The organism is Tistrella mobilis, from assembly GCF_041468085.1.
Classification (GTDB): domain Bacteria; phylum Pseudomonadota; class Alphaproteobacteria; order Tistrellales; family Tistrellaceae; genus Tistrella; species Tistrella mobilis_A.
The window spans coordinates 4,036,255-4,048,953 of record NZ_CP121017.1 but is presented as its reverse complement, the minus strand read 5'-3'; the positions used below and the strand labels follow the sequence as shown (position 1 = coordinate 4,048,953).

General features: G+C 68.2%; 11 protein-coding genes. 7 read left to right on the top strand and 4 right to left on the bottom strand.

Going from position 1 to position 12,699, the window contains the following annotated elements:
* The first annotated feature begins 147 nt into the window (after window positions 1-147).
* The 6 genes from P7L68_RS23800 (at window position 148) to hisD (ending at window position 7,127) form a co-directional block, all read left to right on the top strand.
* A complete protein-coding gene (locus P7L68_RS23800; protein ID WP_372006941.1) occupies window positions 148-1,416 on the top strand; it encodes a hypothetical protein in 1,269 nt (422 codons plus the stop codon).
* A 138-nt stretch (window positions 1,417-1,554) separates the two neighbouring features.
* Entirely contained in the window at window positions 1,555-2,652 is a 1,098-nt protein-coding gene (locus P7L68_RS23795) for an ABC transporter ATP-binding protein (RefSeq protein WP_372006940.1), read from the top strand.
* A gap of 98 nt (window positions 2,653-2,750) precedes the next feature.
* On the top strand, window positions 2,751-3,857 hold the full coding sequence (locus P7L68_RS23790) for a PotD/PotF family extracellular solute-binding protein (protein WP_372006938.1): 1,107 nt from the start codon (window positions 2,751-2,753) through the stop codon (window positions 3,855-3,857).
* A 128-nt stretch (window positions 3,858-3,985) separates the two neighbouring features.
* Entirely contained in the window at window positions 3,986-4,966 is a 981-nt protein-coding gene (locus P7L68_RS23785) for an ABC transporter permease (protein ID WP_372002253.1), read from the top strand.
* Window positions 4,963-5,775 carry an ABC transporter permease gene (locus tag P7L68_RS23780; protein WP_298643410.1) on the top strand — a complete coding sequence of 271 codons (813 nt, stop codon included), beginning with the start codon at window positions 4,963-4,965 and terminating at the stop codon, window positions 5,773-5,775. The genes P7L68_RS23785 and P7L68_RS23780 overlap by 4 nt, the downstream gene beginning before the upstream one ends.
* Before the next feature lie 29 nt (window positions 5,776-5,804).
* Window positions 5,805-7,127: a histidinol dehydrogenase gene (gene hisD / locus P7L68_RS23775; protein ID WP_372002251.1), complete on the top strand. Its 1,323-nt coding sequence runs from the start codon at window positions 5,805-5,807 to the stop codon at window positions 7,125-7,127.
* Window positions 7,128-7,146: 19 nt separating this feature from the next.
* Here hisD and P7L68_RS23770 read toward each other — a convergent pair whose 3' ends face one another.
* Window positions 7,147-8,112 carry a helix-turn-helix domain-containing protein gene (locus P7L68_RS23770; RefSeq protein WP_372002249.1) on the bottom strand — a complete coding sequence of 322 codons (966 nt, stop codon included), beginning with the start codon at window positions 8,110-8,112 and terminating at the stop codon, window positions 7,147-7,149.
* A gap of 398 nt (window positions 8,113-8,510) precedes the next feature.
* The gene (locus P7L68_RS23765) at window positions 8,511-9,176 is read right to left on the bottom strand and encodes an OmpW family protein (protein ID WP_372002248.1); all 666 of its coding nucleotides are present in this window, start codon (window positions 9,174-9,176) and stop codon (window positions 8,511-8,513) included.
* Between the two features lie 303 nt (window positions 9,177-9,479).
* Between P7L68_RS23765 and hemN the strand changes: the two genes are divergently transcribed.
* On the top strand, window positions 9,480-10,889 hold the full coding sequence (gene hemN, locus P7L68_RS23760; RefSeq protein ID WP_372002246.1) for an oxygen-independent coproporphyrinogen III oxidase: 1,410 nt from the start codon (window positions 9,480-9,482) through the stop codon (window positions 10,887-10,889).
* A 32-nt stretch (window positions 10,890-10,921) separates the two neighbouring features.
* Here the strand turns inward: hemN and P7L68_RS23755 are convergent, their stop codons facing one another.
* Window positions 10,922-11,839 (bottom strand): haloalkane dehalogenase, encoded by a 918-nt coding sequence (locus P7L68_RS23755; RefSeq protein ID WP_372002245.1) that lies wholly within the window; start codon window positions 11,837-11,839, stop codon window positions 10,922-10,924.
* A gap of 114 nt (window positions 11,840-11,953) precedes the next feature.
* A complete protein-coding gene (locus P7L68_RS23750) occupies window positions 11,954-12,583 on the bottom strand; it encodes a LysE/ArgO family amino acid transporter (RefSeq protein ID WP_372002243.1) in 630 nt (209 codons plus the stop codon).
* Window positions 12,584-12,699 lie beyond the last annotated feature (116 nt).

Sequence of the window (12,699 nt, the reverse complement as noted above, 5' to 3'; positions counted from 1 at the left end):
GTGCCGGCGGCAATCGCCGGTATCGTCCATAAGCCCGAGGCCTGCCCGATGACCGCGACCGCCGCCACTCCGTCCTCCACCGCCCTGGCTCCCACCGCGCTGGCCCGCAATCTGGCGCGGGCCGGCCGGATTGCAGAGGCCGAGGCGGTGATCGCCGGCCTGGTGGCCGAGGTGGCGGACTTCACGCCGTCACGGGTGACCATCAACCGCGACGGCTACAGCCTGAATTCGGTCAACGGCTTCATCGAGGCAGCCGACGGCCGGTCCTTCTTCTTCAAATTCCACCAGGAGGAGGACGAGGCCGAGACGGTGGGGGAGTACTATCGTGCGGAGCTTCTGGCCGGCGCAGGCTTCCCCGTCGATCGGCCGGTGGTCGCGTCGGGTGCGGTCGGCCGCCAGATCCTGATCTATGCCCGGCGCGATCAGCCGCGGCTGGCGGATCTTGCGCGTGCGGTCGAGGCGGAGGCGGCCGGTATCGGCGGGCCGGCGCCGGTTGCGGCCGACCGGCTGATCGCAGCCCAGGCCGATGCCGACCGGCTGGTCGCCGACCGCTATCTGGCGACGCTTCACGACATCACGGCAGACGAGGCTGCCGCCGAGCCGCTGCACCGGCTGTTCCATGACCGGTTGGTCGATCACGGCGCGCCGGACCGGCCGGGCGGGCGGATGGCACGGTTCTACGAGGGGCGCGTCTTCCATCTGGGCGGCCGGGCCGAGGCACCGGACCTCACCCTCTCGTGGCATCAGCTCAAGGATCTGCGCTGGACGGTGGGCGATATCACCTATGACCGCGGCCTGGGGACGCTGTTCGACGAGGCCCGGGCACGGCTGCTGCCGGCCCGCTGCGCCGGGGCCGGCGTCGTTGCCCATGGTGACGCCCATAATGCCAATGTCTGGTTCGAAACCGGGACGGACGGCATGGCCGACCGGCTGGTCTTTTTCGATCCGGCCTTCGCCGGCGCGCATGTGCCGGCCCTGCTGGCCGAGGTGAAGACCACCTTCCACAACATCTTCGCCCATCCCTTCTGGCTCTACGACGCCAAGGCGGCGGAGGGGCTCTACACCGTACGGGCGCGGCTCGATGCCGACGGGCGGGGGATCACCATCGACCATGATCATGATCCGGGTCCCCTGCGTCGGGCCTTCCTGGCAGCCAAGGGGGACCTGCTCTGGCGGCCGCTGTTGCAGGCCCTGGCGGCACGCGGGCAGCTTGATGCAGACTGGCGACGGGTGGTGAAACTGGCGCTGTTCTGCTGCCCGACCCTGGTGATGAACCTGCGCGCCGGCCCCGATGGCGGCGGTCACGGCCCCGCCGCCTCGGCGCTGGGGCTTGCGATCGCGGTCGCCATGGGGGCCGAGCCCGCAGGTGGCGCCACCGATCCGCTCTCCACCATGCTGGACGCGGTCACCCCCTGACGGAAACCGCCCGCGCCGCATGCTGCGGCAGGCCGGGCGGGCGATCTTGACAGTTTTCCGACGATCCGGTGGACTGGCCGCCGAACCCTTCCCTGGAGCAGAGTATCGATGTCCGCAGATGCAGCGGCGACGCCCGAGATGGTGCGCGTCGACCGGGTCAGCCGGAGCTTCAACGGCACCAAGGCGGTGGACGAGGTGTCCTTCACGCTGGCGCGTGGGCATTTTCTCACCATCCTCGGCCCCAGCGGGTCGGGCAAGACCACGCTGCTGCGCATGATCGCGGGCTTTCTTGCCCCCACCGGCGGCGAGATCGTGCTGGCCGGACGGCCGGTTTCGGCCGAGCCGCCGCATCGCCGCTCGATCGGCATGGTGTTCCAGAAACTGGCGCTGTTCCCGCATATGACCGCGGCCGAGAACGTCGCCTATCCGTTGCGCATGCGCCGCTTCGACGCCCGCACCATTCCGGATCGGGTGGAGCGCTATCTGGAACTGGTCCGGCTGGGCGGCTATGGCGGCCGGCGGATCCACGAACTGTCGGGCGGGCAGCAGCAGCGGGTGGCGATCGCCCGCGCGCTGGTCTTCGAACCCGATCTGCTGCTGCTCGACGAGCCGCTGGCGGCGCTGGACAAGAAGCTGCGGGAGGAGATGCAGCTGGAATTCCGCCGCATTCAGCGCGAACTGGGCGTCACCACCATCAACGTCACCCATGATCAGCGCGAAGCGCTGGTGATGTCGGACGAGATCCTGGTGATGGATGGCGGCCGGACCCAGCAGCTGGCGGCGCCGGTCGAGACCTATCGCCGCCCGGCTAACCCCTTCGTCGCCGGTTTCATCGGCGTGACCAATCTGCTGGAGGGCCGTGCGCTCACCGCCGGCGGCCAGATGGTCGCCTTCGGCAATCTGGAATGCCAGGCAACGCCGGCGGGGACGGGCGGCATCGCGGCCGGCGCGCCGGTGACGGTGTCGATCCGCGCCGAGCAGCTGCGTATCGCCGATGATGCCGATGCACTCGACACCGATGGTACCGGCGGCGGGCTGGAGGTGATCGTGCGGGCGACCATTACCGAGGCGATCTTCGAGGGCGAGCGGTCGGTCTATGCGGCCCGGGTTCCGGCGCTGGGCAATGCGGTGCTCAGGGTCTTCGATCATGATCCGGCGGCCCATCGCGCCTGGACACCGGGCCAGTCGGTGCATCTGGGCTGGACCGCACGCGACCTGCTGGTCTATCCGGCGTGAGCGATCACCCCCGGCCTACGACTTCACGATCCAGGGACGGCCGCCGGATGCGGCCCGCAAAAACAGGGAACAGGGCGATGAGCAAGCATGACGACGCGATGCGCGGCGCCAGCCGCCGTCAGGTGCTGAAGGGCGGTGTGATGGCCGCGGCCGGGGCGGCATTGACCGGCACTCCGGCGCTGGTTCTGGGCCGCCGGGCCTTTGCCGCCGAGCCGGCCAAGCCGGCCGAGATCATCGTCCGCGCCTGGGGCGGCGTCTGGGTCGAGGCGCTGGACAAAGGCGTGTCGCAGAGCTTCACCGAGGCGACCGGCATCCGGGTCCGCCACGATCTGACCGAGGACAACGAGATTCAGCCCAAGATCTGGGCCGCCGTGGCGCAGAAGCGGGTGCCGCCGATCCATGTCAACTGGGACACCTCGACCAACGCCACCAAGTCGGCGCTGCGCGGCGTGACCGAGGATCTGTCGGATCTGTCCAACCTGTCGCAGCTGCTGCCGGTGGCGAAGCCGATCGGGCTGGAGGGCTGGCCGATCGTCAACACCTATTCCTATGTCTATGTCCTGGCCTACCGGACCGAGGCCTTCCCCGACGGCGCGCCGAAGAGCTGGAAGGTCATGCTCGACCCGAAGTTCAAGGGTCGGGTCGCCCTCTACAATGACGGCATCGGCTTCCATCCGTCGGCCCAGGTCGCAGGCGGCGGCAAGGTTTCCGACATTCCGGCCAATATGGAGCCGGCCTGGGAGTTCATCCGCAAGCTGAAGGCGCAGCAGCCGCTGCTGGGCGAGGATCCGGATTTCACCAACTGGTTCCAGCAGGGCGAGATCGACATCGCCTGCACGATCATTTCCAATGCCCGCGAAGCGAAGCAGAACGGCATCAAGGTGGACTGGACCGTGCCGGAAGAGGGTGCGAAGGTCGATACCGATGCGCTCTGGGTGCCCAAGGGCCTGCCTGAAAGCGAGCTGTACTGGGCCAAGCAGTATGTGAACCACGCCCTTTCCAAGGGCGCGCAGCAGGCCTGGACCGAGAAGCTGGGCCTTCCCGGCGTTCAGCCCGGCCTGACGCCGCCGGCCGATCTGGCGGGCGACCCGGCCTATCCGACCACGCCTGAGGATTTCGCCCGGCTGATCAGCGTGCCGACCCCGGTGCTGGTCGAGCACGAGCGCGAATGGTTCCAGACCTTCAAGGAGATCATGCAGGGCTGATGCCCTGCGCGGTATGAGGGTCGTGCAGGGCTGACGCCCTGTACTTTCCAAGGTCATGCAGGGCTGACGCCCTGCGGGCGGCACCGGCGCAATCCGGTGCCGCCCGATCCGTGACAAATCTTCCGAGGATGCCGGTCGCCGTTATGCTCCGCCCGTCGAAACGCGCCTATCCGCTGTCCTGGCGGCTGCTCGATGCGGCCGAGGCGGCCGTGGGGCTGATCCGTCCGAAACGGCCCGAGCTGGTCGTGCCGGCCCTGTTTCTTGCCCCTGCCATCCTGCTGGTCGCGGTGCTGGTCTGGGGGCTGGTCGACATGGCGTCCGACAGCCTGCACGTCCTCGACACGGCGACCTTCCTGCCGGCCGAGGCGATGAGCCTCGGCAACTATGCCCAGCTGATCGACCGGCCGATCTATGCGACCGTCATCTGGCGCAGCCTGCTGGCGGGCGTGATCGTCACCGCGGCGACCCTGCTGCTCGCCTTCCCCTATGCCTATGTGATGGTGCGCACGTCGTCGCCGGTGGTGCGGCGGGTGCTGCTCATCAGCCTGTTCCTGCCCTTCTTCATCGGCCAGGTGGTCCGCGCCTATGGCTGGCTGATCATCCTGGGTGCCAAGGGCATCGTGAACGGCGCGATCACCGGGCTCGGCTTCGAGCCGCTGAAGCTGATCTACACCTACGAGACCATCCTGTTCGGCCTGGTGCAGTACATGCTGCCTTTCGCCGTGCTGCTGATCGCGCCCGCGATCACCGCGATCGGCGAGGAGGTGGAGATGGCGGCCTCCTCGCTTGGCGCCAACTGGTGGCGGGGCTTTGCGACCGTGGTGCTGCCCATGGCCCGCCCCGGGCTGATTGCGGCCGGGGTGGTGGTCTTCACGCTGACCCTCACCGATTTCGCCATCCCCAATATCCTGGGCGGCGGCACCAACGACTTTGCGGCCAACGCCATCTACGACGCCTTCTTCCGGATCTCGGACAGCGGCCTGGGGGCGGCTCTCGCCATCGTGCTGACCTTCCTCGGCAGCACCATCGTCGGCATCATCCTGGCGATCGCCGGTGCCGGTACGCTCGGCATGGGCGGGCGCGCATCCGCAAAGGGAGGCGGAGCATGAGCGCCGCCGGCACCACCCCCCGCTCCAAGCGGCTGCTGCTCTGGTCGGTGATCGGTTTCGACCTGCTGATCCTGGCCCTGCCGACGCTGATCGTGCTCGGCGCCTCGTTCACCGCCGGCAATATCGTGACCTTTCCGCCCGACGGTCTGTCGCTGCAATGGTACGAAAAGGTGGTCGGCGCCTACGAGCTGCGCCAGGCCTTCTGGCGGTCGCTCTGGGTGGCGGTGGTCTGCACCCTGATCAGCCTGCCGGCGGGCACGCTTGCCGCCATCGCACTCGCCCGCTGGCGGATCGCCTTCGGGCGCACGCTCCAGGTTTATCTGTTGCTGCCCTTCACCGTGCCGCTGATCGCCTCGGGCATCGGCATGATGCTGCTCTTCGGGCGGATCGGCATTCTGGGCCAGCTCTGGCCGGTGGGGCTTGCCTGTGCGGTGATCAATCTGCCCTTCATGATCTGGGCGGTGGGGGCCTCGGTGAATGCGCTCGACCCTGATCTTGAGAATGCGGCGGCCAATTGTGGCGCGCCGCCGGTGCAGACTTTCCTGACCGTCACCCTGCCCGCCGTGATGCCGGGGGTGATCACCGGCGCTTTGCTGATGTTCGTGCTCGCCTTCAACGAGTTCCTGGTCAGCCTGCTGCTGGTCGATGCGCGCATCGTGACCCTGCCGGTGCAGATCTACAATTCGATCCGCAGCGTGATCACGCCGGATCTCGCGGCGGTGTCGGTGGTCTATATCCTGGTCGCCGCCCTCGCCATCCGGGCTCTCGACAAGCTGGTCGGGCTCGACCTGTTCCTGCGCTCAAAATGAGCATCTACCTCCCTGAGGAGTCCTGCGCCATGCCGGCCGTCAACCTCCACGACCTCTCGACCCTCGACGCCGCCGCCCGCGCCGACCTGCTCAAGCGTGCCGAAAGCGATCTCGGCCCCTTCCTCGACAAGGTCCGGCCGATCATCGAGGCGGTGCGCACCGAGGGTGATGCGGCACTCGCCCGCTTCGCCCGCGATTTCGACAGGGCGCCCGTCGATCCCGCGCGGATCCGGGTCGAGCCGGAAGCCTTCGACCGGGCTTTCGACCAGGTCGAGCCCGAGGTGATCGAGGCGATCCGCTTTGCGGTCGACAACATCCGTCGCTTCCACCAGGACCAGAAGCCCGAAGAGATGTGGCTGCATGAGGTTCGCCCCGGCGCCTTCGCCGGTGACCGCTTCCTGCCCATCCCCTCGGTCGCCTGCTATGTGCCGCGCGGCAAGGGCTCGTTCCCGAGCGTGGTGATGATGACCACCGTGCCGGCGGTGGTGGCGGGGGTGCCCGAGATTTCGATCATCACGCCGCCCGGTCCCGATGGCGAGGTCGACGCGGCGACGCTGGTTGCAGCACGGCTTGCCGGTGTCGAGACCGTCTACAAATGCGGCGGCGCCCAGGGCGTCGCGGCGGTGGCCTATGGCACCGAAACCGTCCGCAAGGCGGTGAAGATCGTGGGCCCCGGCAGTCCCTGGGTGGTGGCGGCCAAGCGCCTGCTGTCGGATGTGATCGACCCGGGCATCCCGGCGGGCCCCAGCGAGGCGATCATCTTCGCCGATGACACTGCCGACGGCCGGCTTGCGGCGCTCGACCTGCTGGTCGAGGCGGAGCACGGCCCCGACAGCTCGGCCTATCTGGTCACCACCAGCCGCAAGGTCGCCGAGGATGCGATCGCGGCCCTCGACGGCTACTGGGCGAAGATGGGCGAGCAGCGCCGCGGCTTCTCGACCACCGTGCTCACCGGTCCGCGCGGCGGCGTGGTGCTGGCGCCGGATCTGGAAGCGGCCTATGCCTTCGTCAACGACTATGCGCCGGAACATCTGGAAGTGCTGGGCGACGAGCCTTTTGCCCATCTGGGCCGGCTGGTGAATGCGGGCGAGATCCTGCTCGGCAACCGCACCCCGGTGACGCTCGGCAATTTCGTGCTCGGCCCCAATGCCGTGTTGCCGACCAATGCCGCCGCCCGCACCTTCTCGCCGCTGTCGGTGTTCGACTACATGAAGCGGTCGTCGGTGGGCTATGTCACTGCCCGGGCCTATCCGGAGCTTGCCCGCCATGCCGGCGTGCTCGCCCGTTACGAGGGCTTCGAGGCCCATGCCGCGGCGGTCTCGGAGGTGCGCGACGCGCTGCTGAAGCGCTGATCGCCGTTTCCGCCTCCGCTCAACCGTCATCGTCACGGCGCAGCGCCTGATCGCGAACCTCGCGCGGGGTGCGGCCGTGACGACGGCGGATGGCGTCGGTAAAGCTGGCATGGCTGGCGAAACCGGCGTCATAGGCGATCCGGGCGATGGTCAGGTCGCTCTTTTCCGGATCCATCAGCATGTTGATGCCGGCGGCGATCCGGGTTTCGCGGATCAACCCCTGAAGGGTATGGCCGCTGCCGCGCATCGCCCGGTGCAGATAGCCGCGGCTGACGCCCAGCCGCTCCGCCACCGTCTGTGGTGTCAGGCCCGGGTCGGTGCCCTCCGCCTGGATCAGGGCCTCGGCCCGCCGGCGGAGCGCCGCCAGCCCGGGTGTCGGCGGCGTCTCGTCCGGAGGGGCCGCGAACATCAGCGCGATGAGGTCGAGCAAGCGGCCGGCGGCATGGCCGGCGCGCCTCTGATCGACGGGTTGCGGCGTCTGAAGCAACGCCTCGATCATCGCGGTGACGCCCTTCAGCAGGGCCGGATCCGCGGCTCGCCGCCCGTCCGTCACGGCGGGGGCGATGGCGAAGCTGCCGCCCGACAGCGCCGCGTTCGCGGGGATCTTCACACAGACACTCGCCAGACCGTCGATGCAGCGGAAGCCGTAGGGCCGGGAGAGGTCGGTGACCAGCGCTTCTCCGGGGCGGATACAGCCGGACCTGTCGCCATGACAGTGCACCATCCGGCCAGACACCGGGATCGACACCGAAAATCCTGCCACCCCGTCCTGCCCGATATGCGGCGTGCTGCGGATCAAGGTGCAGTCGTCACAGGAAAATCTGGTGAGCGACAGCGAGCCGATCCGTCTTTCGACGATACGGGCATGAAAGGGTTGTCGATCGGGAATGACATCAAAGGCGCAGTAAATGTCGGTCAGCGCGTCGCGCCAGCGCTCAACACCTGGCAGCGACCGGCACCGGATGTCGAGGACCCGTATCCCCATGATGACTTCGCGCTCCACGAACCGGACAAGTGCCAACGGCACATTGGATGTCGTGGAGAAGAATGCATGCAATGGCAAACGCCGTCGTGATGCGTATTGCATCATACGAGCGAAGAGCCTCGCCTTTCAGGTCACTGTGGCGAAAGCTTTTGTATACCAGATGGCAAGACGTCGGTCCGACCGTAGCCTTATGCTGGTCGGGTATCAGCCGGTGGCCTGTTGCCGTACCGGTCGATGCACCGGCCCGTTCCGGGCTGCGGATGGCGTCGTGCCGACATCCCGCAGCAGCACATCCCCTTGTGCCGGCGGAGCGGGTCTGGGGCGGGTCCGCGTGCGGTCCCGACAGGGCAGTGTCGGGGCCGCACGCGGTTCGTCGTGATGGTCGGCCGGCGGGTGGTTCAGAACCGGTAGCCGACACCCACGCCGAACAGCCACGGGTCGATGTCGACGTCGGCCTTGATCGAGTTGTTGATCGTGACGTCGGTGTTCAGGAACAGCTTCTTCACGTCGATATTGGCGACCCAATGGTCGTCGATCGCGAAGTCGACACCGGCCTGAAGAGCCAGGCCGAAACCGTTGTCATAGTCGATGTCGATGCCCTGCGGAGTGTCTTCGTTATAGAAGATGGTGTAGTTCACGCCGGCGCCGACATAGGGACGGATCTTGCCGTCCGGAATGAAGTGGTACTGCGCGGTCAGGGTGGGGGGCAGCAGCCAGACGCTGCCGAGATCGACGCCGCCGACCGAGGTGCCCTTGGCGCTGACGTCATGCTTGGTGGTGCCGAGAATCAGCTCGAAGGCGATGTTCTGGGTGGCGAAATAGGTGATGTCCAGCTCGGGGATGACCGAGTTGTCGATCGACACGTCACCGCCGATCGGGCTGATTGAGGCACCCTCGTCGGGGACCACGGCCACGCCGCGGACGCGCAGCATCCAGGGGCTCTTTTCTTCCGCGGCGGCAGGTGCCGCACCGGCGAGAGCGCCGGCAAGGGTGCCGGCGGCGACGAGGGCGGCGAGGCCGGCGGCCTTCAGGGCACGGGGGGCTTTGTTGAGCGTGGTCGTCATTGATCTGGCCTTCGTTGGCAGCGGTCACCGGCCGGGCTGCGGCGGCCGCATGTCAGGCGGCCCGCCCTGCAGCCGGTGGTCCGGAACTCTCCGATACGTCACCGGTCGATGGCGTGATGAGGCGCCTGTGTCCTTTTTCAGGCGTTGATCTGGATCAACCGGCGGGCGGGTGCGACCGGATGTCGCGGCGGAAGGCCCGGCCTGCAGTCCGGAATCCGCGTTTTTGATCTTGCGCAAGGAAGCGGCGGACGGGTCCGGGCAGGATCATGGCAATCGAGGTCACGCCCGGAGAGGTCAACGCCCATGGCAACTGTCGTCGAACTTCGCCCTGCCGCGCAGACATCCCATGCCGCGCCGCGCGGTGACGAGGCCACACGGACGGCCCTGCGTGCCGCGCGCCTGCCGCGCTATACCAGCTATCCCACGGCATTGCAGTTCGATGCGGCGGTCGGGCCCGATCAGGCGGCGGCCTGGATGCGGGCGGTGCCGGCGGAGGAGCCGGTTTCGATCTATGTCCATGTTCCGTTCTGCGACACACTGTGCTGGTTCTGCGGTTGCCATACCCGGGTGGTGAATGTGCGCGGGCCGATCGAGGCCTATGTCCGCAGCCTGGTGGCCGAGATCGAGATGGTGGCCGAGATGCTTGGCCGGCGGCATCGGGTCAGCCATCTGCATTTCGGCGGCGGCAGCCCGACCATTCTGGAGCCCGCCGACATCGATCTGATCTTCCGGACGCTGGCCCGCGCCTTCGACATCGGTGCCGATGCCGAGATCGCCCTGGAAATCGATCCGCGCGATCTGGATCCCGCCCGGCTGGATGCCTGGGCGACGGCCGGCGTGAACCGGGCGAGTCTGGGTGTGCAGGATCTGGACCCCGCGGTTCAGAAAGCGATCAACCGCATCCAGCCGGCAGAGGCGACGGCGCAGGCGGTTCGGGAGCTGCGGGCGCGCGGGATCCATGCCATCAATATCGATCTCGTCCACGGCCTGCCCCACCAGACCGTCGAGGGTGTCATCGCCACGGTCGATCAGGTGCTGACCCTGGCCCCCGACCGGGTGGCGCTGTTCGGCTATGCCCATGTGCCGACCATGAAGCCGCACCAGCGGCTGGTGCCGGAACAGGCCCTGCCTGGCGCTGTCGAGCGGCTGGAGCAGGCCGAGGCCGCCGCTTTGCGTCTGATGACCGCCGGCTATGCCGGCATCGGCCTCGACCATTTCGCGCGGCCCGGGGATCCGCTGGCCGTGGCACAGCGGGCCGGCCGGCTGCGGCGCAATTTCCAGGGCTACACCACCGACAGCGCGACCGCCATTCTGGGCTTCGGCCCTTCCGCGATCGGCGATCTGCCGGGCGGCTATGTGCAGAACACCACCGATGTCCGTGCCTGGCGCGAGGCGATTGCTGCCGGGCGGCTCGGCACGGTGCGCGGCGTCGCCGTCACCGCGGATGATCTGTTGCGGCGGGCGGTGATCGAGCGGCTGATGTGCGACCACGCGGTCGATGTGGCGGCGGTTGCCGCCGCCCGGGGCCGCGACCCGGCGGAGCTTGCCGATGCCTTTGAAAAGCTGGCACCGCTGGAGGCGCGGGGTGTGGTGGTGCGTGACGGCTGGCGGCTGACGGTGCCGGCGGGCATGACCCCGGACGTGCAGCGTGTCGCCACCTGCTTCGATACCTATCTCAACCCCGCAGTGCGGGAGATGGTCGCGGCCGAATAGGGCTCAGCCCTCTCCGGCCGCGCCATGCGGCATCACTTCGGCGGCAAGAGCGGGTCGAGCGCCTGCGGCATGAAGGCGTCCGCCCATTCCTGGACGAAATGCCCGCCATCCTCGACCTCGATCGGGGGCGGACAGCCGCGGATCACCTGATGCAGCGAGGTCATGGCCGCCTTGCCCAAGACCGGATCTGCCATGCCGATCACCATCGAAGAGCGGCCGGACCAGTCGGAGCGCCACCAGTCGCGGGCGGCACGCGACAATGGCGCCCCCTCGGCATCGGGATGATCCGGAACCAGCGACGGGAAGACCCGCGCACCCGCCCGGTAGCTGTCGTCGGGATAGGGGGCGTCATAGGCGGCCGCCTCTTCCGGCGTCAGATGCGGACAGCCGCGCTGGAAGAGCTTCGAGATCGAGAAATCCGGGCTTTTGGCGACGAAATCACGCCAGGCCTCGAAACCCTTGCCCAGCGGCCGGTCGCCGGTGCCGAGCGCGGTGTTCATGACCAGAAGCCCTTGAAAGCGTTCCGGCATCTCGGGCGGCAGGGTCAGGCCCAGCAGCCCGCCCCAGTCCTGAACCACCAGGATCACGTTGTCGAGGTCCAGCCGCTTGATCAGCTCCACCAGCATGCCGCGGTGGAACAGGAAACCATAGGCGCGATCATCGGTGAGTTTGTCGGAGCGGCCGAAGCCGATCAGATCCGGCGCCACCACCCGGCCGCGGGCGACCAGCTGGGGGATCATGCGGCGGTAGAGATAGCTCCAGCTCGGCTGGCCGTGCAGGCAGAGAAAGGTGGGCGCGTCGGCCCCCGCATCGGCGACGGCTGCCGGCTCGTCGATCCAGGCGATGCGGATGCCTTCATAGCCGGGCAGGTCGTCGGCGTAATGCGGCACGTAGGACCAGCCGGGCAGGTCCAGGAAGCGCGCATCGGGTGTGCGCAGGATCTGGGTCATCGGGCGTTGTCTCCGGAATGGCTTCTCATGCCGCCGCCTGATGCGGCGGCGGCAGGGCCGGTTGCAGGACGGGGTTCGTCCCGCAATCCAGCATAGGCCATCCGGTTCCGGAGATCAGCCGAGGAGCGTGATTGCGTCCCCGACCAGACGGGCGGCGATCGCCCACATCACCAGCGCAATGATCCCGTCCAGCACCCGCCAGGCGGCCGGGCGGCGGAAAACCGGGACCAGCAGCCGCGCGCCCCAGCCCAGCGCCGAAAACCAGGCGATCGAGGCGAGGGCGGCACCGCCCACGAACCACAGCCGCTCCGGCATCGGATGGCGGCCCGAAATGCTGCCCAGCAGGACGACCGTATCCAGATAGACATGCGGGTTGAGCAGGGTAACGGCAGCGACGGTGCCGAGCGTGGCGAGGAGCGGGGCCGGCGCCGCATCCGACGGGAGCAGGCTGCCCGGATGCAGGGCGCGGCGGGCGGCCATCAGGCCATAGACGCCGAGAAACAGGGCGCCGGCGACGGATACCCAGCCGAGCAGGAGGTCATGGCCTGCGATCAGCGAGCCGAGACCAAGGGCCCCGGCCATGATGAGCAGCGCATCCGAGGCTGCACAGAAGGCGACGATCGGCAGGACATGGGCACGGATCAGGCCCTGGCGGAGCACGAAGGCATTCTGGGCGCCGATGGCGATGATCAAGCCGGCACCCAGCGCGAAGCCTTCGAGTGCGGTTTCGACGATAATGGACATGGAAAACGAAACCCGTCTGCGGGGATGGTCCGGGCCGCCTGCTGACGCAAAGCAAGGCACTCGCACCCGGCAGGCGGGGCGAGGCAGGCGGCGGGAGGCGCAGGCACGGCATTGCG